The sequence below is a fragment of the Arthrobacter sp. 18067 genome, assembly GCF_902706295.1.
Taxonomy (GTDB): Bacteria; Actinomycetota; Actinomycetes; order Actinomycetales; family Micrococcaceae; genus Arthrobacter.
On record NZ_CACSJJ010000008.1, the window covers coordinates 73122 to 93203 of the forward strand.

At 61.3% G+C, this 20082-nt stretch carries 19 protein-coding genes; 3 read left to right on the forward strand and 16 right to left on the reverse strand.

The features are described 5' to 3' along the window. Nucleotide 1 precedes the first annotated feature (1 nt). From GVL04_RS09820 to GVL04_RS09860, 9 genes are all read right to left on the reverse strand, one after another. The gene (locus GVL04_RS09820; RefSeq protein WP_159703254.1) at nucleotides 2-604 is read right to left on the reverse strand and encodes a DUF1349 domain-containing protein; all 603 of its coding nucleotides are present in this window, start codon (nucleotides 602-604) and stop codon (nucleotides 2-4) included. Nucleotides 605-705: 101 nt separating this feature from the next. Then, entirely contained in the window at nucleotides 706-1329 is a 624-nt protein-coding gene (locus GVL04_RS09825) for a hypothetical protein (protein ID WP_159703257.1), read from the reverse strand. Nucleotides 1330-1649: 320 nt separating this feature from the next. Then, nucleotides 1650-2015: a hypothetical protein gene (locus GVL04_RS09830; protein WP_159703260.1), complete on the reverse strand. Its 366-nt coding sequence runs from the start codon at nucleotides 2013-2015 to the stop codon at nucleotides 1650-1652. Further along, nucleotides 2005-2220: a hypothetical protein gene (locus GVL04_RS09835; protein WP_089593971.1), complete on the reverse strand. Its 216-nt coding sequence runs from the start codon at nucleotides 2218-2220 to the stop codon at nucleotides 2005-2007. The genes GVL04_RS09830 and GVL04_RS09835 overlap by 11 nt, the downstream gene beginning before the upstream one ends. 30 nt (nucleotides 2221-2250) lie before the next feature. Next, the gene (gene galE, locus GVL04_RS09840; RefSeq protein ID WP_159703263.1) at nucleotides 2251-3225 is read right to left on the reverse strand and encodes a UDP-glucose 4-epimerase GalE; all 975 of its coding nucleotides are present in this window, start codon (nucleotides 3223-3225) and stop codon (nucleotides 2251-2253) included. 2 nt (nucleotides 3226-3227) lie between these two features. Then, complete coding sequence (locus tag GVL04_RS09845; RefSeq protein WP_159703266.1) at nucleotides 3228-4223, reverse strand: aldose 1-epimerase family protein; 996 nt, start codon at nucleotides 4221-4223, stop codon at nucleotides 3228-3230. Between the two features lie 2 nt (nucleotides 4224-4225). Beyond that, nucleotides 4226-5995 (reverse strand): beta-galactosidase family protein, encoded by a 1770-nt coding sequence (locus GVL04_RS09850; RefSeq protein ID WP_159703269.1) that lies wholly within the window; start codon nucleotides 5993-5995, stop codon nucleotides 4226-4228. Nucleotides 5996-6070: 75 nt separating this feature from the next. Then, nucleotides 6071-7426 (reverse strand): ABC transporter substrate-binding protein, encoded by a 1356-nt coding sequence (locus GVL04_RS09855; RefSeq protein WP_159703272.1) that lies wholly within the window; start codon nucleotides 7424-7426, stop codon nucleotides 6071-6073. 68 nt (nucleotides 7427-7494) lie between these two features. Next, nucleotides 7495-8301, reverse strand: a complete 807-nt coding sequence (locus GVL04_RS09860) for a carbohydrate ABC transporter permease (RefSeq protein WP_235036241.1) — start codon at nucleotides 8299-8301, stop codon at nucleotides 7495-7497. Between GVL04_RS09860 and GVL04_RS24670 the strand changes: the two genes are divergently transcribed. Then, nucleotides 8291-8458 (forward strand): hypothetical protein, encoded by a 168-nt coding sequence (locus GVL04_RS24670; protein ID WP_235036242.1) that lies wholly within the window; start codon nucleotides 8291-8293, stop codon nucleotides 8456-8458. The two genes, GVL04_RS09860 and GVL04_RS24670, sit on opposite strands and share 11 nt — an antisense overlap. Here GVL04_RS24670 and GVL04_RS09865 read toward each other — a convergent pair. After that, complete coding sequence (locus tag GVL04_RS09865; RefSeq protein WP_159703278.1) at nucleotides 8455-9372, reverse strand: carbohydrate ABC transporter permease; 918 nt, start codon at nucleotides 9370-9372, stop codon at nucleotides 8455-8457. The genes GVL04_RS24670 and GVL04_RS09865 overlap by 4 nt on opposite strands. A gap of 69 nt (nucleotides 9373-9441) precedes the next feature. Here GVL04_RS09865 and GVL04_RS09870 point away from each other — a divergent pair, with 69 nt between their 5' ends. Both GVL04_RS09870 and GVL04_RS09875 read left to right on the forward strand, forming a co-directional pair. Next, a complete protein-coding gene (locus GVL04_RS09870) occupies nucleotides 9442-10527 on the forward strand; it encodes a LacI family DNA-binding transcriptional regulator (RefSeq protein ID WP_159703528.1) in 1086 nt (361 codons plus the stop codon). A gap of 99 nt (nucleotides 10528-10626) precedes the next feature. Beyond that, nucleotides 10627-11760, forward strand: coding sequence for a LacI family DNA-binding transcriptional regulator (locus GVL04_RS09875; RefSeq protein WP_159703281.1), 1134 nt, complete (start codon nucleotides 10627-10629; stop codon nucleotides 11758-11760). 30 nt (nucleotides 11761-11790) lie between these two features. On the opposite strand, the gene GVL04_RS09880 is transcribed toward GVL04_RS09875, so the two are convergent. The 6 genes from GVL04_RS09880 to GVL04_RS09905 all read right to left on the reverse strand — a co-directional run bounded on the left by GVL04_RS09880 (nucleotide 11791) and on the right by GVL04_RS09905 (nucleotide 20068). After that, nucleotides 11791-12693 (reverse strand): carbohydrate ABC transporter permease, encoded by a 903-nt coding sequence (locus tag GVL04_RS09880; RefSeq protein WP_159703284.1) that lies wholly within the window; start codon nucleotides 12691-12693, stop codon nucleotides 11791-11793. After that, nucleotides 12690-13700: a carbohydrate ABC transporter permease gene (locus tag GVL04_RS09885; RefSeq protein WP_159703287.1), complete on the reverse strand. Its 1011-nt coding sequence runs from the start codon at nucleotides 13698-13700 to the stop codon at nucleotides 12690-12692. The genes GVL04_RS09880 and GVL04_RS09885 overlap by 4 nt, the downstream gene beginning before the upstream one ends. A gap of 115 nt (nucleotides 13701-13815) precedes the next feature. Continuing rightward, a complete protein-coding gene (locus tag GVL04_RS09890) occupies nucleotides 13816-15132 on the reverse strand; it encodes an ABC transporter substrate-binding protein (protein ID WP_159703290.1) in 1317 nt (438 codons plus the stop codon). A 243-nt stretch (nucleotides 15133-15375) separates the two neighbouring features. Then, nucleotides 15376-16368, reverse strand: coding sequence for a DUF916 domain-containing protein (locus GVL04_RS09895; protein WP_159703293.1), 993 nt, complete (start codon nucleotides 16366-16368; stop codon nucleotides 15376-15378). A gap of 129 nt (nucleotides 16369-16497) precedes the next feature. Then, nucleotides 16498-19437 carry an RICIN domain-containing protein gene (locus GVL04_RS09900; protein WP_159703296.1) on the reverse strand — a complete coding sequence of 980 codons (2940 nt, stop codon included), beginning with the start codon at nucleotides 19435-19437 and terminating at the stop codon, nucleotides 16498-16500. Nucleotides 19438-19444: 7 nt separating this feature from the next. Next, complete coding sequence (locus GVL04_RS09905) at nucleotides 19445-20068, reverse strand: hypothetical protein (protein WP_159703299.1); 624 nt, start codon at nucleotides 20066-20068, stop codon at nucleotides 19445-19447. Nucleotides 20069-20082: the final 14 nt, after the last annotated feature.

A 20082-nucleotide genomic window follows, 5' to 3' on the forward strand; every position in this document is an offset into this window, starting at 1 on the left:
ACTAACTGCCGTCGCGGAGGTTCTCCGGAGCTGTCTGAATGAAGTCGATGCTGTCGAACCGCGCCTCGCAGCTGTCCCCCATGGGCGCCTGCGACATGAACCCAACGCGGACTGGCTTGTCCGTGTCCAGCCTGAAGAGACGGACAAAGGACCATTCCTGGCCGTCCGTTGACGAGTGAAACGCCCACGCGGGGCCCACCCTGCTGAGCCGCAGGTAGATCCACGGTGCGGTCACCACGGGACCGTTCGAGTCGTCAGAGTAAGTATTGGTCACCACGCTGACAACCATGGCTTCCCCTTGCGGGGAGTATTCGAAGCAGAGCTTGGCCCAATGGTCGTTGTCCACCCACAAAGCCAGCACGCCGGCGTCGAACGTTGTTCGTGGCGAGGCGACCATGACCCTGGCCGACAGCGAGAAGGACGTGGGAGCCGTGAAAGCCAGGGCCGAGGCCCGGTGCTGCTGTTCGCCCCCGAGGGAATCGTTGGACCAATCGACGCCGGGCGCCGCCGTGAGCGTGAGTGTTCCCTCGGCGTCGTCGTAGCTCGCGTGACTGGGCGATGACGTCCACTCCAGGGAAGGAAGTCCAGCTATTTCGGGAATCAATGGGCGCTCCTTGTATTCGGCAGTCAGGACATTTCTCTGCAACTTTTGCATACTGGACACAAAATAGTCCGGCTCCCCCAGGAGCCGGACCACCAATGCGTCTACTCGAACAACGACAACGTCAGGTTCGCGGTGTAGTCGCCGGGCGCGACGGTGGCTGGCGTGCGGAGGAACAGGCCCGCCGTTGCCGTCCACTGGCCCTCAGGCGCAATCGCAGCTGAATCCAGGGCCAGCGCAAGCAGTTCCTGGTCGACGAGGCCCACCGCGTCCGGGCCCGAATCCATGACCGTCTCCACTACGTCACCCTCGGCGACCTGGCCCGATTCGCCACCGTCAATCAGCGATGGGGACCAACCCAGATGTCCAGCTCCGATCGCCGGCTGGCCCGTGGTTCCCGTGAAGTCGGTTGATGTACCGATGACGTACCAGCCGGCCCCGGCCGGGATCTGGTCCGGGAGTCGCGTGTCAGTCACCGTTACCGTGGGCAGCGAACCCGTGAACTGGCGGACAGTTGGAGACGAGCCCGCTTCCGTCAGGGTGGCCGTGGTTCCTGCCACGCTCATGGCCAGAATTCCAGGCTCATCGATCTGCGCAATCGCCACATTCACGTCGACGTCCTGGTCGCCATGGTTTTCTTCAGCCATTGCGGCCCCGGCCACGCCGGCCAGTATGGAAGTGCCAGCGGCAACTGCCGAAATTCTTACGATCAAGCTTGCTTTGCCCATCGTCTTGCTCCTTCATTGCAATGCGGGGAGATTCATATCCAGATGTGTCGGTAAGGGAAGCGCCAGGGCGGACTCCGTGCTCGTATACAGAGTCCAGTTGGGCGAAATTCCACCCTCCCTCGCCCGCTATGAGCGGTTGCCTCGGGGGTGGGTGGGCAGGCTGGGCGATGCGCGGCTGTGCGCACCGAAGCAGGTGACTCAGGTAACCAGGTGCAAGGATTCTTAAGAATGTTTACGTAAACCTACACGGAATATTGGCGCCCAGCAAGGGTTTTTTGTACCTTTTGGTGGTGCGTGCATCCATGATGTCGCACACCCGTTTAGCGGCCCGTGGTAATGCGTCGCGTAGCGGCTTGCCCGCGCCCGACGAACAGGAGGAGCACCCCGGTCCCGCCGCAGAGCCCGGCAGCCACGAGGGCCCCTACGGGGTCGAGGCCCGTCGCGGGGAGTCCGTTCGGAAGACACTGGCCGCTACATTGTGTGCGCGGCGCAATGTCAACACTGATCTTGATGTTGGAGCCGTTGATCTCCGAAGCCCAACCCGGCGTAAGCCCCAGCACCAGGCTGAAGCCGACCAGCACGCATGACAACAGGATCCTGGCAGAATCCGCTGAACGAATTCGAACAGTGAAGCGCCGGCGGGCGGAGCGAGGCGTGCCCCGCGATCCCTTCGCCTCAGGCGTCATGCTTCTCATAGGTGTAGCCGTAGGGCACGTCCGGTGAGAGTTCCACCGTGTAGGACGCATAGTCCAGCCGCGTGACCAGGATCCCGCAGCGGCCTTCATTGCGCGCACGCTGCTCCGCAGCCTGGATGGCGGCGTTGAGGTTGATTTCCATGGTGGTCTTGCTGGTAGCCGTGACGGTAGCCAGCAGTTCCGGGGCGTCGATCATGATGTTCCTTTGGGATAGTGCGTTGCAGTGCTAGTGGGTGGATAACTTCTGGTTCCCGGCTGCCGCCCAGGCGCTGGAGATCATGTCCCGGAGCGTATGCCTCGGTTCCCAGGCGATGTCCCGGCGTGCCAGTTCGCCGGAAGCCACGATCCGGGCAGGATCACCCGGCCGGGCTGCGCAAATTTGTGGAGCGAACTGAATGCCGGTCACAGACGCCATTTCGGTCATGATCTGACGGACAGATACCCCGGTACCGCTGCCAAGGTTGTAGACCGGTTCAAGGTCAACGCCCTCCTGGAGTTTCCGGGCAGCTTCCACGTGGGCCGCGGCAACGTCGGCAACGTGGACGTAATCCCTGACGCAGCTGCCGTCCGGTGTGGCGTAGGCAGTACCAAAGATCTTTGGCGTTGCGCCATCCTTCAGCGCTTGGAAGACCAAGGGGAACAGGTTGTGCGGGCTGACATCCACCACGTCCGGAATCCCGGAGCCAACAACGTTGAAATACCGGAGGGATGTATGGCGAAGCCCGGTTGCCCGTGATTGGTCTGCGATGAGCCACTCACCAATGAGCTTGGATTCGCCATAGGGAGATTCCGGCCTCGTCGGCGTCGCTTCGGTCACCAAGTCCACGTCCGTGTTTCCATAAACGGCGGCGCTGGAGGAAAAGACCATCGCCCGCACAGAGGCTGCTTCCATGGCGGCGAGCAGGTTTCCTGTACCGGTGACGTTCTGGAAATAGGTGTGAAGCGGCCATTCAACCGATACACCGGCGTACTTGAAACCCGCTAAGTGGATCACGCCGGCCACGTCGTGGCGTGCGAAGACGTCTTTAAGGAAACCAGTATCCAGCAGTGATCCCTGTTCGAAGGCTGCGCCTTCCTGCACAAATCCGCGCTTGCCGCTGGACAGGTCATCGATGACCACCACGTCGTGGCCGTCATCCATGAGTGCTTGGGCTACGTGGGAGCCGATGTAGCCGGCTCCTCCAGTTACTAGCCATGCCATGGTCAGTTCTCTCCTCTATGGTGGTTGCCCTGTGCGGGGCGGAGCCGGTGTGAAATCCCCCAGGTCGAGATCCACTCCTCCCCCGGTTCAAGCCAGCGCAGGCCGGCTCCGGAGTTGAAGGCGTTGGGGAGCGCCGTCATGGGTTCCACCGCTACCGCAGTCCGGTGGCCTCCCGCTGGATAGCTCGTGGTGGTGTACACCTGCGCGTACTGGTAGTTGGCATCGCCCCAGACCTCCACGGCGTCTCCGTTGGGCGCCTCCAGGAGGTGCCGGTACATTCCGTCCGGCGCCGGCGTGAGATCCAGGAAGGCTGTGTCCAGGTGCAGCCAGCCCACTTTGGGTCCCGCTGACAGGTCCATGGGGGTTCCGGACACAGGGGACGTGCCCACGGGATTCAGGCGCTCATCCACCACCACATAAGAGGCAGCGTTGATGGTCAGTGAAACGTCCTGCATGGGCGTTGCACCAACCCGCATGTACGGGTGTGAGCCAATGGCGGCAGGGGCGGGCACGGCCGACTTGTTGGTCAACGCATGGGTGACGGTCAGCCCCTCCGGAGACACCGAATATGTCGTCTCCACATCCACGGCAAACGGGTAGCCCTCGCTCGGGTAGATCCGTACCTGGAGAGTCAACTCGCTTCCGGATCGGTGAACCAGGGTGTGGGGACGTAACCTGACCAGGCCATGAATGGCGTTGCCGCGCTCGGATTCGCTGATGGCCAGTTGGAGGTCTTTCCCGTCGTGCGACCATCGCCCATCCCGGACCCTGTTGGGCCAAGGAATGAGGATCTCGCCCTCACAGTGTTTGGGGATGCCGAACTCGGGGAACTCCTCGATCAAGGGCTCGCCGTCCACTGTGAGGCTGCGGATGGTGCCGCCGATCTCCGTGATCACCGCCGCGACCACGCGGCCATCTGCCTCCGGCTCCGCGGAAATCCGAAACTGTCGGCCGGTCGGAGCAGCAATACCTGCCGTTGTTGCTTGAGTCAGCGTCATGGTTAGAACTCCGTGTGGCCAAGGTCGTGGCTGGCCACGAAGGAAACCGAGCTGTGGGTGGCCGCCTGGAGTTCCAGCACGGTGATGGTGTTGCCGTGTTTTCGCAGGAGGGGGCCGGGAACGTAGAGCGTGGCCTGCGGTCCGCGGGACCAGTACCGTCCCAGGCAGAAATCGTTGATCCACACCACGCCCTTGGTCCAACCCATGGTGGAAAGGAAGGTATCGCCGCCGCCGGGGAGGTCGAAAGTCCCATGGACAAAGACCGGCCCGGACACTGGTACGTCAGGAAGGGAGGGCTGTCCCTCCAACGCCGCTGAGACCGGAACTGCGTCGTCGAGTTCCAAGGGAAGGATGTCCCAGTTCCAGAGAGTTTCTCCGTTGATCCGGGCCTTTCCGATCAGGCCCTTGGACTCCCCCAAACGGGGACCGTAGTTCACGCGTCCTTGGTCCTCCACCAGGATTTCCAGCGTGCCAACCGCGTCATGGGGCAGCGCCAGGGAACTTTCGTGGTGATCCCGGGAGAGGATTCCCACCGGCACCCTGTCCAGGAATACCTGGGCCCGGTCACGTACTTCGTCGAACTCCAGCACAGCGGGACCGGAAACTTCGATTTCCCTGCGGTAGAGGGTGAAGCCGGAGTAGTGGCCCAGCTCATCGTGGGAGCGGATTCCCTCGTGCGAGGTCCACTTCCCGAGCCGGTCCAGGCAATCCCACAGCGGGAGGGACTGCGCCAGCGGGACGCTAAAACTGGAACCGAGTTGCGCAGGTGCCGGCACGTCGTCGTCGTCGAGGGTTGTGTATTTGGAAATGACCTCGCGGAAGGCCCAGTACTTCGGCGTCGGGTTTCCAGCTTCGTCCAAAGGGGCGTCGTAGTCGTAGCTGGTGACGATCGGCTGGTAAACACCCTTGTCGTTGGCACCGTTGGTGAATCCAAAGTTGGTGCCGCCGTGGAACATGTAGATATTCACGGACGCGCCAAGCTCCAGCAGCACCTCCAGATCGTTGGCGGACTGCTCCACGGTGGTGGTGTGGTGGTGCGCGCCCCAGTGGTCGAACCAACCCACCCAGAATTCGGAACACATCAGGGGACCTGTGGGCTGATGGCGGCGAAGTGTTTCCAGGCGCTCCGCAGAGCGACTGCCGAACGAGCCCGTTTTGTGCAGTTCCGGCAGGCTGCCGTTGGCCAGCATGTCGTCCTGGGGCTGGTCCACGGTGGTGAACGGCACGGTCAGTCCGATTTCCCGGTTGACCTTGACGAGCTTCTCAAGATAGAACCGGTCGGCGCCGTAAGCTCCGTATTCGTTCTCGATCTGGATCAGGATGATGGGACCGCCGGCATCTATCTGGCGGGGAACCAGGATGGGTGCGAGCTGCTCGAGATACTCAGTGAGTGCTGCCATATACACGGGATCATCGGCCCGGATGGCCGCAGCGCCGCGGTCAAACAGCCAGGCAGGGAGCCCGCCGTTGTCCCACTCCGCACAGATGTACGGCCCAGGGCGAACGATCGCGTGCATTCCTTCCGCAGCGATCAGGTCCAGGAAACGGCCCAGGTCCAAACCACCTGAGGTGTCGAAGACCTCCGGGGACGGAGCATGGGCGTTCCACGGAATGTAGGTCTCGATGGTGTTGAGCCCCATTTGCCTGGCCTTCCGGATCCGGTCCGCCCATTGATCCGGATGGACGCGGAAGTAGTGCAGGGCGCCTGAGAGGATGCGGTGGGGTTGACCGTCAAGCATGAAGTCCTGCTCGCCGATGGTGAAGGTTGGCATGGGGTGAAATCCAATCTGGAATGGTGGAGCGGGGTCCAGGGCCTCAGGGGGGTGACCCTGGACCCGCGCCACGTCTTACTTGGTGGTGACTGTGAAGCCTTGCTGCTGGCCGTACTTGGCGGTGGCGTCCTGCCAGGCCTTGAGGCCGTCATTCAGATCGCCCTTGGAGCCATAAGCCTGGCCAACGGTGTCGCTGTAGATGCTGTTGGCGTAGGTCTGGAAAGGAAGGTAGCTCCAACCCGGAACAACGTCCTTGGAAGCCTGGACCAGGACCTCGTTGATCTTCTGGCCGCCGAAGTAGGCGCTTTCGGCGTTCAGGAATGATTCGCTCTCAAGATCAGCCTTGGTGGAGGGGAAGCCACCGTTTGCGGCGTGGATCTTGGACCCTTCAGGGCCGTTGGCGAACTGGAGGAAGCCGTAGGCTGCAGCCTTGTTCTTACTCTGCTTCAGCACGGCGTCGCCGCCGCCACCGTTCTCAGCCGTTGCGGCTGCGCCCTTCTCGTACGTCGGCATCGGGGCGACCCGCCACTGACCACTGGCTCCTGCCGCGCCCGATTCCAGGTTTGCCGGCATCCATGCGCCGATGATCAGCGTGGCGATGCTGCCGTCCGACAGGCCTTTGTACCATTCGTCACTCCAGCTGGTGACGGGTGACAGGAGGTCGTCCTTGAGCAGCTGGTTCCAGGTGCCGGTCCACTTCTTGGCGCCTTCATCCTGGAGGTCAACGGCCACCTTGGTGCTTCCGTCGAGCGTGTAGGGCTTGCCGCCTGCCTGCCAGATCATGCTGGTGGTGAAGCCGGCATCGCCGGTGTCACTGGTGATGTAAGCCTTGGGATCCGCAGCGTGGAGCTTCTTGCCGGCTTCAACGTACTCATCCCAGGTGGTGGGGATGCTGATGCCGTGCTTTTCGAAGACGTCCGCCCGGTAGAACATGGCCATGGGGCCGGAGTCCTGCGGGAGGGCGTAGACGCCATCGTTGAGGTTTACGGACCCCCACGTGGACTGGGTGTAATTGTCCTTAAGCTCCTCGGCACCGAAGTCCTTCAGGTTGACCAAGGAATCGGAAAGGGCGAACTGCGGCAAGGCGTTGTATTCGATCTGCGCAACGTCCGGAGCACCGCTTCCGGCCTTAACGGCGTTCTGGAGCTTTGTGTAGTGGGCGTTGCCGGTGCCCACGTTTTCCAGGTTGACGTGGACCTTGGGGTACTTGGCCTCGAAGGCCTCCACGATCGGTTCGAGCTGGGGCGCCCAACCCCATACCGTGAGTGTGGTTTCGGTGTCCAGTGCCTTCGCGATGTCTTCGGCACTGGCGCCTTCGGCCCCGGCGTTGGCCGTTGTGCTGGAGCCGCTGCAGGCGGCAAGGCCGCCCACCAGGAGGCTGGCCGCCAGGGCGGCAGTGGCCACCCGCCGGAAGCGATGGTTGTTCTTCATTGAATTGGTGCCTTTCAGATGCGGTTTGGAAATTCACGACGGCGGGAGGTCGCCGTCGTCGGGTCTGGCTACTTCACACTTCCGGCGGACAGTCCCGACTGCCAGAAGCGCTGGAGGAAGAGGAAAGCCCCCACGATGGGCACGATGGTGAGCAGTGATCCGGTGATGACGAGGTTGTAGATGGCTTCGCCTCCGGCCGTGGTCGCTTGGGCGTTCCAGCTGTTGAGCCCGACGGTGAGCGGGTACCAGGTTGATTGGCTCAACATGATCAAGGGAAGGAAGTAGTTGTTCCACGTGGCCACCACGGTGAACAAGAGAACGGTGATGAAGCCCGGCGCCAGCATTCTCAGTGAGATGGTGAAGAACGTCCGGAACTCCCCTGCCCCGTCCATGCGGGCTGCCTCCAGGACTTCGGTGGGGACGGACTCGAGGGCGTAGATCCACACCAGATAGAGCCCGAATGGGCTGATCAGGGACGGAATGATGACCGACCATGGGGTGTTGGTGAGTCCCATCTGGCTGAACATGAGGAACGTCGGGACAGCCAGGGCAGTGCCCGGAATTGCCACTGCGCCCAGGACGACTGCGAAGACGCCGCGTTTGCCGGGGAAATCGAACTTCGCCAGTCCGTAGCCGGCCAGGGTGGCAAGGAATGTTGCCCCGCCGGCACCCACCACGACATAGAGCACGGTGTTTCCAAGCCAGCGCAGGAATTCGCCGTCGTTGTAGGTCAGGGTACCCACGATGTTGTCCCACAGTGCGAAGTCCCCGGAGAACCACAGGCCGAAGGAGCTGAAAAGGGAGGTTTGCGTCTTGGTGGAGTTGACCAGCAACCAGAACAAGGGAAGCAGTGCGTACACTGCCATGACCCCCATCAGGATGGTGAGAAGGACGGACGAGCGCTTCCGGCTGACGCCGTGGCGCCGGGTGTTCAACCTGGGTGCAGGTGACCGCCGGGGCCTCACCGCCGGTGACGGTTTGGGCGCGGTATCGCTGGAATGGGCTGGGCTCAAACGTACGGACATGGGCTAGGCATCCTTTCGCGAGCCGGAGAGCTGGACGACGTAGGCAACAATGACCGTCAGGACGCCCATGATGATGGAGATAGCCGCGGCGTAATTGAACTGCTGGCCTGCAAACGAGAGGTTGTATGCGTACATGTTCGGCGTGAAGTAGGAGCTGATGGAGTTTGGTGCCAACGCCTTGAGGATGTTCGGCTCATTGAACAACTGGAAGCTGCCGATGACCGAGAAGATGCTCGCAATGCCGATGGCTCCGCGGATGGAGGGAAGTTTGATGCTCCGGATCACCCGGAACGTGCCTGCTCCGTCAAGGTTTGCTGCCTCATACAGTTCCGCAGGGATGACCTTCAGCGCTGAATAGAAGATCAACATGTTGTAGCCCGTGAACTCCCAGGTGTTGATGTTCCCGATCGAGGCGAGGATCCAGCTGGAAGAGAGGGGCTCCGCAAGGTCCAGCCCGAAGAAATCGTTGATGCTGCCGAACAGGCCAAACCGGGGGCCGTAGATGAATCCCCACATCAACGTCGCCACTACTGCCGGGACCGCGTACGGGAGGAACACTGAAATACGGAAGAACGACGACGCGCGGAGACGCCCGCTGTCCAGGGCCAAGGCTGCGAAAAGGGCAAGGAACAACATGATGGGGACCTGGACCACCAGGAAGACAGCCACCCTGGTCACGGAATCCCAGAACTGGGGATCGCCAAGCGCCTGAAGGTAGTTGGCTCCCCCGACGAACTTGTCGCCGCCCACCATCTGGTTCTGGAAGAGGCTCAAGTAGAACGCGTAGAGGACAGGTGCCACGAACACCAGCAGGAAGACAGCCATGAATGGGCCAACGAATGCCCACCCCATCCATCGTCCTGCGCATTTCCGGTTTTGGACCAACGGTGGGGCGTCCGCCACGGGCGACGTCGTTGTCATGATATTTCTTCTCTTCTCGCTATGTTTACGCAAACATTCTTGAAAGAAGATTAGCATGTTTAGGTGAACATGCAAGAGGGCAGCAGAGGGAAGACAGCCAAATCCGCCACGGCCGCAGGAACCCGGAAACCGATTCCAGAAACAGCCCGGGGATCCAGGGGCCCGTCCATTGCGGACGTAGCCCAGGCTGCCGGCGTCTCAGCCCAAACCGTTTCCCGGGTGTCCAACGGGCTCACCAATGTGGAAGAGTCCACCCGGAACCGGGTCCTGAACGCCATGAAGGAGCTCGGTTACAGGCCAAACCGGGCCGCGCGGGCGCTCAAGAGCGGCCGGTTCAAATCCATCGGCGTCATCATGTTCACGCTGTCCAGTTTCGGTAACATGCGTACCCTGGATGCGATTGCCACCGCTGCCTCACAGGCCGGTTACTCCGTGACTCTGATCCCAGTGCACGGTCCCACCACCGGAACGGTGTCCGGGGCCTACAACCGACTGCGGGAGCAGGACGTGGACGGCGTGGTCATTATCTTCGAGGCGCATATGCTGGACCGAGCCGATATCGCACTTCCCGACGACCTCCCCGCTGTGGTGATCGACTCCAACGCCGGATATGGCTACCCGATGGTGGACACCGACCAGGCCGAGGGCGCCCGGCTGGCCACCGAACATCTGCTGCACCTCGGGCACGCCCAGGTGTGGCACATAGGCGGCCCGCCGTCGTCGTTCTCCGCAACCCACCGGGCAGAGTCCTGGAAGCAGACGCTGGAGGAGGCGGGCATCGAGGCCCCGCCGGTCTGCCATGGCGATTGGTCCACTGAATCCGGTTACCGGATAGGCCTTGAGATCGGCAGGAATCCCGCTATGACCGCCATCTTTGCCGCCAACGACCAAATGGCCTTGGGGGCAGTGCGCGCCCTTCATGAACTGGGACGCAGCATTCCGGACGATGTCAGCATCGTTGGATTCGACGACCTCGAGGAATCCACGTCCTTTTGGCCACCCCTGACAACCATCCACCAGGACTTCCACACCGTGGGACGGCTCAGCATTGAGAACCTGCTCCAGCAGATGGCCGGACAGAGCCCGGGTAGCGGCGTCACCACCGTGCCAACGCGACTCGTGGTGCGCAAAAGCACGGCCGCGCCGGCCCGGTAGGGCAGTGTTCCCGTAGCCAACCGTACGTGGGGAATCCCGGGGCACGGGACGTTCCTGACGCAAATATGCAGCGATTGCAAGTAACCTGTTTAGGTGAACATGGATCAAGAGAACACGAGCCTCAAGGCTCCGGCGGCCCCGCCCGGGGAGTCCGGAAAGCCTGCTGCCAAGTCGCGCGCAAAACGAGGTCCATCCATCGGGGACGTGGCCAAGGCCTCGGGCGTATCGGCACAAACGGTCTCCCGGGTTTCCAACGGACTCACCAACGTCGAAGAGACCACCAAGAACCGGGTCCTCGACGCCATGAGGCAGCTCGGCTACCGACCCAACCGGGCAGCGCGTGCGCTCAAAAGCGGCCAGTTTAAATCCATCGGCGTCATCATGTTTACTCTTTCCAGCTTCGGCAACATGCGAACCCTGGATGCCATCGCAACTGCTGCCTCGCTGGCCGGCTATTCCGTGACGCTCATCCCTGTGCAGGACCCCACCACCGGAACGGTTTCCGGGGCCTACGAAAGGCTGCGGGAACAGCAGGTCGACGGTGTGGTTGTCATCTTCGAGGCCCACCTGCTGGACGACGCTGACATAACGCTTCCTGAGGACCTGCCAGCCGTCGTGATCGATTCCAACGCCGGTTTTGGCTATCCCATGGTGGATACTGACCAGGCTCAGGGTGCAAGGTTCGCTACCCAGCATCTTCTCGACCTTGGCCACCAACAGGTGTGGCATATCGGTGGACCCACCACCTCCTTCTCCGCGACGCACCGGGAAGAATCGTGGAGGCGGACGCTGAAGGAAGCCGGTATCGAGGCCCCCGCGGTTCTCCATGGCGACTGGTCTACGGAATCCGGCTATCAAATCGGTCTGGAACTTTCCCGGAACCCGGACCTCACCGCCATTTTTGCCGCCAACGACCAAATGGCCTTGGGAGCGATGCGTGCACTGCATGAACAGGGTCGGCGCATTCCGGAGGATGTCAGCATCGTTGGATTCGACGACCTGGACGAGTCCACGTCCTTCTGGCCGCCACTGACAACGATCCACCAGGATTTCTACGCCGTGGGCCGTCTGAGCATCGAAAACCTGCTTCAGCAGATTGCCGGTACCGGATCGGTGGACGATTTCACCACCGTGCCTACCAGCATGGTGGTGCGCAAGAGCACCGCCGCTCCCATGGAGGGAGCACGGCGGCCATCTGCGCGGAGAAAGAACGTTGCTGCAGACAAGGGATAACCCCTGCCCGCAGCAACGCTTGGACAACTCCTAGCCCTTGCTGGCACCCAACGTCAGCCCGGCCACAAACTGCCGCTGCAGGACCAGGTAGATGAGCAGGGTTGGAATCAGTGTGATCATGGCGCCGGCCGCAATCAGGTTGTAGTTGCTCAGGAACTGGCCTTGAAGGTTGTTAATGGCGGTTGTGATGGGGAGCCTGTCACCGCTCTGGATGAACAACAGCGGCCAAAAGAAGTCGTTGTAGATGAAAATGACTTGCAACGTTCCCAAGGCAGCGAGCGCTGGACGGCACAGCGGAAGGATGATGCTCCAGTACTGCCGCCAGATGCCCGCCCCATCCACCATGGCCGCCTCTGTCAGGTCATCAGGGAGCGCCTTCATGTAGTTGGAGAGCACGAAGGTGCAGAACCCTATCTGGAAAGCAGTGTCCACAATGATGACCGCAATGTAGGTGTTCAACAGATTGCCGGAATCGCTGACGGCATACGGCAAAGACACGTGCTTGAACATCTCGAACAGTGGCGCTGCCAGGACCTGCGGGGGCAGGAGGTTGCCGGCAGTAAACATGATCAGCAAGGTGATGTTGAACTTCCAGCTCACACGGGAAACAGCAAACGCCATCATGGAGGCAAAGAGCAGGGTCAGCAGAACTGTTGGAACGGTGATCAGGACCGAGTTCAGGAAGTACTTCGAGAATCCACCTTGGTTCCAGGCCTGGATGAAATTATCGAAGCTGAAGGTGCCGCCGATGCTGAAGTAGCCGTATTTGTCGGTGTCCTCTTTGGACCGGAGCGCCGTATAGAGCGACCAGACCAGCGGTACCAACCAGATGGCGGCCATGACGATGAGGAAAATGTGCGTGCCATAGTGGCGTTTGCCGGTCTTGCCGGTCCTGCCGGTCTGGACAGGAAGGGTACGGGCGATGGTGCTCATGCCTCTTTCTCCTTGCCGAAGGTGCGGATGAGGTAGAAGACAATCGGCACCAGGGAAATCACCAGCAGTACCACGGCCAATGCTGAACCGACGCCGATCACCTGTCCTTCACCGATCAGGTTTTGGATCACCAAGGCGCTGAGCAGTTCAAGCCCGTTGGTGCCACGGTTGATGACATAGACGATGTCGAAGGCGCGGAGGGACTCGATGATCGTGATAACCACGATCACGATGTTCACCGGGCGCATGGCCGGGAAGACCACACGGAAGAAAGTCTGGACAGCATTTGCGCCGTCAATGGCCGCCGCCTCCCTCAGGGAGGGATCCACGCCTTTGAGGCCGGCCAAGTACAGGATCATGACATACCCGGCATGGCGCCAGGTAGCCGCGATCATGGCTGCCCAGATGTTGACATTCGAGTCACCGAACCAGTCCACGGCCTGGGGCGTGCCGGCCGTCCCCAGAAGGAAGTTCAAGAGTCCGCTGTCGCGGTTGTAGAACAGCTGCCAAATGATGCCGATCAGCGCCAGTGAGAGCATGACCGGAGTGAAGAAGATGCTCTGGTAAATCTTGCTTCCGCGGATCTTCTGGTCAAGCAGTACAGCGAGCAACAGTCCCAGGGGTGTGGCGATGAGTGCAAGGAATGCCAGCCACAGGACGTTGTGCTGGATTGCCGGCCAGAACGGTGGATAGTTCTGGCTGATGAACTCATAGTTGTCCAACCCGGCTTGCTTGATATCCGCAACATCCAGGCCGTTCCATCGCGTGAAGCTCAGCCCGATGGAGAAAAGGGTGGGAAGCCAAACGAACAGCAGCTGGATCAAGGTAGGGAGGCCAACCATGACCCCGAGGACAATCTTGTCCCTGCGGCTGAGGCGGCGAACCTTCCTGGATTTGGTCCGCGTCCTTCCGGGAACTTGCTCCCCCGCACGCGATGCTGCTTTGCGTGATCCGTCGTCTGGGGGTCCGCCGTTTTGAGAGGCCGGTTTTTCGGCTGTGGTACTCATGGATGATTCCTTTTGTCTTCATGTCAGGGGCCGGCCCTCACGCATTGTCCGGCCGGCCCCTGCCGGGGATGACTGGCCGTTTAGCCATCAACCCTGTAGCCGGAACGGCTCTGTTCTATTGGGCCGCGTACAGCGACTTGGCCTGGGCTTCCAGGTTCTTTACGTCGATGCTTCCGTCCTTGATGAAGGACTGCAGGGCCGGAATCATCACGTTGTTGGCCATGGCAGGCAAAGCGTCGCGATCCAGGAACTGGCTGATGTACTTGGCGTTGGCAATGGTGTCCGCACACTTCTTGTTCAGGGCGGAGTACTTGGATGTGTCAGCGCCCTTCACCGTTGCGATATTCGAGGTATCCACGGCCGCGTAGGCGTCCTGGCCCTCCGGGGTGCCCATGAAGGCAAGGAAGTCTCGGGCAGCTTGGTTCTCGCCACCCTTCTTCGACAGCAACAGGCCATCGATGGGAGCTTCCACAGCGTCAGTGCCTTCCATGGCGATCTCGGGGAACGGGAAGAAGTCGATGTCCGCCAGTACTGCGGGATCCGTGAACTGCTGTGTCACGAACGAACCCAGGAGATACATGCCGGTCTTCTTGGCCTCGAGGGCCTTGGCCGCGTCCTGCCAGGTCTGTCCCAGGGCCGCAGGGTCCTGGAACGGCAGGAGTGCTTTCCAGGTATCGAAGACGTCGCTGACTTTCTTCTGGTCCCAGCTTTCCTTGTGCGCGGTCAGGTCGATGTGGAACTGGTACCCGTTGAGGCGCATGTTGATGTAGTCGAAAGTGCCCATGGCGGGCCAGCCGTCCTTGTCGGCGAAGCCGATTGGAATGATGCCATCGGCCTTCATCTTGGCAGCGAGCGTGGTCAGCTCATCAAAGGTAGCGGGAACTGAGTAGCCCTTTTCCGCCCAGAAGCTCTTCCGGTAGAAGAAGCCCCACGGGTAGTTGTAGTTGGGGACCAAGTACATCTTGCCGTCGGGGCCGGTGGACGCCTTCTTGATGGCGTCGGAGAAGTTGCCGCCGATCTTTTCCCACACGTCGTCGACGGGGGCAAGCAGCCCCTTCTCGGCGTAGTACTGCATGCGGTAGCCGGCAAACCAGGTGAAGGACTCATCCGGGCTGCCCTGCAAGTACGAATTGATCTTGTTCTGGAAGTCGTTGTGGGGTACCACGTTGGTCACCACATCGAATCCCGACTTCTTCGTGAAGGCATCCGTTACGGCTTTGTAGGCATTCCGGGGAACCTCGTCCGATGACCCTGAGCCAAACGTGAGGCTCTTCGATGCCGCACCGGGAGCCGGACCCGAGCCGCCGGTGCAAGCAGAAAGCAGCGGGATGCCGGCCGCAGCAACTGCGCCGATTCCCAGCGTCTTGAGGAAGGTACGCCGTCCTGGACCAGCGCCTTCCGCCGCCTGGAAGGGGCCAAGATTTGTAGCCATGATTACTCCTTTGGATCGTGGTTCTTCGTAAGACTGTCCAACATCCGCGTGCGCTCTGTGTCGACTGTGAGATAGCTCAAGTGTGGGCCTGTGGAAGCAGAAAGTCGCCGGATCTCATCAACATTCCCGTGAATGTTCACGTAAACATCGAGTTGGAAGAAGTTTACGTAAACATGCGTTCTTTGGCAAGGGTATTTTGGCTGCGTTCCGAAACTTTTCGAGAGCAAGGCACGCGCCCGGGAATCAGCGCCGTTCGACTTCCCGGCGCCCAGCCTCCCGGGCCTCCTCAACCAGCCGGACCAGCTCCTTTTGCCGGCGCCTGCGGCCACGGAACAGGCCGGCAAACAGGAGCAATAAGGCAACGAGGATGGCCAGCTGCGGCCACGGAATCGCCCATAGGGCCACGCTTTCCTGGACAGGATCCACGGGCTGGGTGGAGCCGTCCGGAGCAATCACCCCCTGTGAGACCATCAAGGGCAACGTCATGATGCCCAGCGGCCACACATTCGGAACGTGGATACTGACGGTTCGCCGGTCACCTGGCAGCAGTTCGAGACTTCGGGCTTCGTCGGTTCCGGCAGCCGGCCACCGGGCGTCATTCACCATGGCGGAGGGGTCCACCGACAGGCGGACGTTGCCTGTGTTCTCCAGATCAACGGTGAGGTCCGCAGATCCTGGTTGCAAGGGGTTCCACGACGTGTCGTAACTCGCGGTTGCCTTCATGCTGAGCCCAGGTTTGACCTCGCCCTTCACCCGGGTCATGACACGGAATCCAACGCGGCTTTCCACGCCCAGTTGCGTCCCGTCCGAGCCGCCTTGCGAAAAGATCGAGGCAGCGATTCCAGCTGCGTGGTCCCCTGGTGTGGCTTTATCAGGGACCGTCACCTTAAATGGCACGACGGCGGTGCCGCCGGCCGCCACGGTGACAGTCTTGTCCATCAAGATCCAGGTACCTGCGGCAACCGACTGTTTGTCGGCGGGGAACATGTTGAAGCGCCCTGTTGGAGTGAAGTACCCATCTGCCGCGGTGAGGGCAAAGGTAACGTCCCTGTCGCTGAGGTTTCTGACCGCCAAGTGCTCATCGATGCTGGCTCCTGGGTCGAGTTCGAGTTCAACCCAAGAGCGGCCATCGGGACCGGCCGCATCAGCGGGAGTCACAGCCCAAGTTACAGGACTGTCTTGGGGATCACCGGTGGTGGCAAAGCCCGTGGTCGCAGAAGCGAAACTCGCGCACACGATTGCCCCTAGGATGCAAACGGCGATGACGCAGCGTCGTAGGAGTCCATGATCGGACAGTTTGAGGGTTGGGGACCTCATGGGACGAAGATACCTCCGCAGTAGTTATTCGAACAGGGACGGCCGCTGCTACGCCTGCACAGCTTCGATGCCCCACTCCTGGCTCGGCGAGCCGCTTGTGGTGGACTGGACCAGCCGCGCACCATCGGAGCTTGAGCCATCCTTGACATCCAGGCACAGCCCACTCGCCACATTGACCAAGCGATAAAACGCACCGTTGCCGGAGGGAACCAGCCGCCACCATTGGTTGGGACCGTAAGTGTCAGTCCACTGGTCCAATTCTTGGCCGCTGATGGTGGAATTCGCGGGGTTGTCCAGGACTTTTCCGGTCATGACGCTGGCGAGCCTGAACGATCCGTCGTGGACGGGGATCATCTTCCACTGCTGGTTGGCGCCGCCGCTCCAAGGCCATTGGATGACCGAAGCGCCGTTACTGTGGGACTGCCCATCGACGTCCATGACTTTTCCGCTGTTGCGGTTGACCAGCTTGACGGTGGTGGGCAGGAGGCCAATAAGGATTTCGCTGCGCTGGCCGGCAGCCAATTGGAGTGTCCTGGCGTGGTCTCCGAGCGAGGAGCCACCCACCACTCCCCCTGATGCGGTGATGGACGTGATTCCCCTGCGGCACACCACTTCGAGGCTCTGGCTGATATCTGAGACGATGGTGGCTTTGACGGTCCGTGCCACGATGTCCCATACCAGGTTTTCAACGAGGACCCGATTCCGTCCGCGAACGCCGGTGATGGATCCTTTCGACAGTTGCTCTGGCAGGGCCGGCAGGAACTCCAGGACTCCGGGACGGCTGTAGATCAATGCTTCGGCAAGGATCGCCGGGAGGGAGTTGGCCGCGTCGGAGTTGTAGATGTGCAGGTCGGGATTGTGGGTTGTCATGAGCGAGGGCAACACCATGTTGCTGCCTAGAACCTTCTTGATGTTCGTGTAAACCCCGGCCCCGTCCTTCAGGCGTGCCGCAGCAAGTGCGCGATGCAAGCTGCCGTGCGCGGAGTAGTTCTCGTCGCCGCGAAGTTCCAGCGCCCGGTGGGAGGCCCGCACCAGTTCAGGCTTGTCTTCCGGATTAACCTCGTGGAGTGGCCAGGCGCCGTAGAGGTGGTGGACGTGCCGGTGGTTGTAGCGGTCCGTCAGCCCGGGCCAGGACCATTCGGCCAATGCTTCGTCGCCGTTGATGCCGTAGCTGGGCAGCTTTGCCAAAAGCGCGGTCCAACGGGCCACGCCTTGGCCGGCTCCCTGTTCGCGGTTGAGCGCGTTGGCAGCGAGGATGGCCGATTCCAGGGCGTGCCGGCCGGCCATGATTTCACCGGTCGCATTGGTGGACAGCATCTGGCCAGTTGAGGACGGCGAGTTCTCCATGGAGAAGGAAGGCACGAAAACCACGTTCCCCTGTGCGTCCGTGCGGGAGAGATAGTCCTCGTAGAACAGCGCCAGTTCCATGAGGGCCGGCCCCAGCTTGTCGCGCATGAAGGCCTGATCGCCAGTTACCTGGTAGTACTCCAGCAGTGGATACAACATCCAGTCCGCGCCACCGGTCCAGGCCTGGCCCGGAAAATCGGAGCCGTTGAAGTGGAGCATGTGCCCATGCTCACCATCGGTCCGGGTGGGGGCCAGGAATCCTCTTGCTCCGTAGATCCGGGTGGCGTTGCTGCGCCAGTCGTTCAGTTGCCCGAGGACCAGATCGAAGTACCCTTTCATCGCGTCGCCGTGGTTCAGGATATTTCCGCCGGCAACCTGCAGGTTGATGTTTGCGTCAGTGGTGAAGTCGTCGGCCCAGGCGCCTGTCCAACTCCCGGTCCAGATGCCCGTCAGGCGCGGTGGCAGGACACCGCTGGAACTCGCGAACAAGTACCGTCCGGAGTCGTACATGCGTTCCAGCAGGGCGAGGTCGATGGTGGATCGGTTTGAATTCTGACGCGATGTGAGCTCGCTGGTGGAGAGTTCACGGTCCTGCTGGGAAACGTCCAGTTGCAAGGTCGATTTATCGAACAGTGCCTGGTGCTTCGGCGTGTGCTTGCGCAGCAGGGCGTCGTAGTCGGTCAGCAGGACACTAAGTGCAGCGTGAAGCGGCTTGCTGTTCCATTCGCTGGCCGATTCGTAGCGGCCCAGCTTGGTCAGCAGGATGACCTTGGTGGCGTTGGTGATGGTCAACGTGGTGCCGTCGGTGGTGATGGAGGAGCCCGTACCGGTAATGACCACCCGCGTTACGCCTTCGTATCCGAAAGCCCCCAGCCCGGCGGGGTAGGTTCCCCGGAGTCCCAAATAGCCGTTCCGCCCACTGACGGTCGCTTCGACACCATAGGTCACGGAGGACGGCACGCCCTCAAGGTCAGTGCTGATACTCAGGACCGTGTTGATTTTGCCGTTGGCCGCGGGCAGCAGCTCCTGCACTACAGCCGTGCTCGCCCTGGAGACGAAGGCGCGGCGCTTCCAGAGTCCGGCATTGTCAGACCATGTGGTCACTACCTCGCCCGTCCGGAAATTCGTAGTCCGGGCGTAGTCGCTGAAAGTGGTCAGACCAGGACTGGAAAGTTGGAGTTCATAACCCGGGTGGAAACTTTGTGTCCACTGTAGATCCCAGTCGGACGCAAAAGTTGAAGCGGCTCCCCAATAGTCACCAGCGAGGGCTTTGTCCTGGACCGCCGGGAGGCGATCGGCCAAATACGGAGCCTGCATCCCGCGGGTTCCGTTTGGCATGACGAACCGGTGATGGTTCATGACTACCTTTTCCGCGGCAGGTGTCCCGTGGAAGATGGCACCGTACTCACCATTGCCGGACAGGAAACCGTCGGACCAGGACGACGCGGGGCTGATGTCAAAGATTCCACGCTCCGGGAGGACTGCAGAACTTGGTGGAGCGGCCGCAGCGCGCTGCGAATAGGGGAAGGCGACGGCGCCTGCGGCCAGGACCGTACCTGCCAGGAAGCCACGCCGGTTAAAGGGGGTATTGGCGATTTTCACGATTTCACTCTCAGCCGGCCACGTTGCCGGGCTTGCCATCAGCGCTCTATTCGAACAGGGACAGGGTCAGCTTCGCCGTGTAACTTCCCGGCGCCACTGTGGCGGGCGTGCGAAGGAAGAGGTCCGCGCTGGCGGTCCACTGCCCTTCAGAGGCAATGGCACTGGAGTCGATAGCCAAGGCGAGCAACTCCTGGTCCACCAGGCCAACGGCGACCGGTCCGGAATCCATGACCGTATCCACTTGGTCGCCCTCGGCCACCTGACCTGAGGCCCCGCCGTCGATAATCTGCGGCTGCCACCCCAAGTGGGAGGCACTGATGGCCGGCTGACCAGCAGCCCCGGCAAAGTCTGACGACGTTCCCAACACATACCAACCGGCACCCGCCGGGATTTCATCGGCAGCCCTGGTATCGGTGACAGTCACCGTGGGCAACGTTCCCTTGAACTGCCGTACGGTGGGCGTCGAACCGTCCTCGGTGAGAGCCGTAGCAGTGCCCGCAACGCTCATGGCAAGCACACCGCCATCAGCCAGCTCGGTAATGCCAACGTTCACGTCCACGTCCTGGTCACCGTGGTTTTCCTCGGCCATCGCCATACCGGCGACACCCAGCAACAAGGCCGTAGCTGTTACGACGGCGGCACAGCGGGCCACCTTCTTATGTCGGGTCATTTCTTGATTCCTTA

Excerpts from the sequence above, each read along its gene's own strand:
- GVL04_RS09885 (WP_159703287.1), bottom strand. The coding sequence starts at position 13,700 with ATGAGTACCACAGCCGAAAAACCGGCCTCTCAAAACGGCGGACCCCCA.
- GVL04_RS09875 (WP_159703281.1), top strand. The coding sequence starts at position 10,627 with ATGGATCAAGAGAACACGAGCCTCAAGGCTCCGGCGGCCCCGCCCGGG.
- GVL04_RS09855 (WP_159703272.1), bottom strand. The coding sequence starts at position 7,426 with ATGAAGAACAACCATCGCTTCCGGCGGGTGGCCACTGCCGCCCTGGCG.
- galE (WP_159703263.1), bottom strand. The coding sequence starts at position 3,225 with ATGGCATGGCTAGTAACTGGAGGAGCCGGCTACATCGGCTCCCACGTA.
- GVL04_RS09830 (WP_159703260.1), bottom strand. The coding sequence starts at position 2,015 with ATGACGCCTGAGGCGAAGGGATCGCGGGGCACGCCTCGCTCCGCCCGC.
- GVL04_RS24670 (WP_235036242.1), top strand. The coding sequence starts at position 8,291 with ATGACCCCCATCAGGATGGTGAGAAGGACGGACGAGCGCTTCCGGCTG.
- GVL04_RS09860 (WP_235036241.1), bottom strand. The coding sequence starts at position 8,301 with ATGGGGGTCATGGCAGTGTACGCACTGCTTCCCTTGTTCTGGTTGCTG.
- GVL04_RS09880 (WP_159703284.1), bottom strand. The coding sequence starts at position 12,693 with ATGAGCACCATCGCCCGTACCCTTCCTGTCCAGACCGGCAGGACCGGC.
- GVL04_RS09835 (WP_089593971.1), bottom strand. The coding sequence starts at position 2,220 with ATGATCGACGCCCCGGAACTGCTGGCTACCGTCACGGCTACCAGCAAG.
- GVL04_RS09825 (WP_159703257.1), bottom strand. The coding sequence starts at position 1,329 with ATGGGCAAAGCAAGCTTGATCGTAAGAATTTCGGCAGTTGCCGCTGGC.
- GVL04_RS09900 (WP_159703296.1), bottom strand. The coding sequence starts at position 19,437 with ATGGCAAGCCCGGCAACGTGGCCGGCTGAGAGTGAAATCGTGAAAATC.
- GVL04_RS09865 (WP_159703278.1), bottom strand. The coding sequence starts at position 9,372 with ATGACAACGACGTCGCCCGTGGCGGACGCCCCACCGTTGGTCCAAAAC.
- GVL04_RS09905 (WP_159703299.1), bottom strand. The coding sequence starts at position 20,068 with ATGACCCGACATAAGAAGGTGGCCCGCTGTGCCGCCGTCGTAACAGCT.
- GVL04_RS09845 (WP_159703266.1), bottom strand. The coding sequence starts at position 4,223 with ATGACGCTGACTCAAGCAACAACGGCAGGTATTGCTGCTCCGACCGGC.
- GVL04_RS09890 (WP_159703290.1), bottom strand. The coding sequence starts at position 15,132 with ATGGCTACAAATCTTGGCCCCTTCCAGGCGGCGGAAGGCGCTGGTCCA.
- GVL04_RS09850 (WP_159703269.1), bottom strand. The coding sequence starts at position 5,995 with ATGCCAACCTTCACCATCGGCGAGCAGGACTTCATGCTTGACGGTCAA.
- GVL04_RS09870 (WP_159703528.1), top strand. The coding sequence starts at position 9,442 with ATGCAAGAGGGCAGCAGAGGGAAGACAGCCAAATCCGCCACGGCCGCA.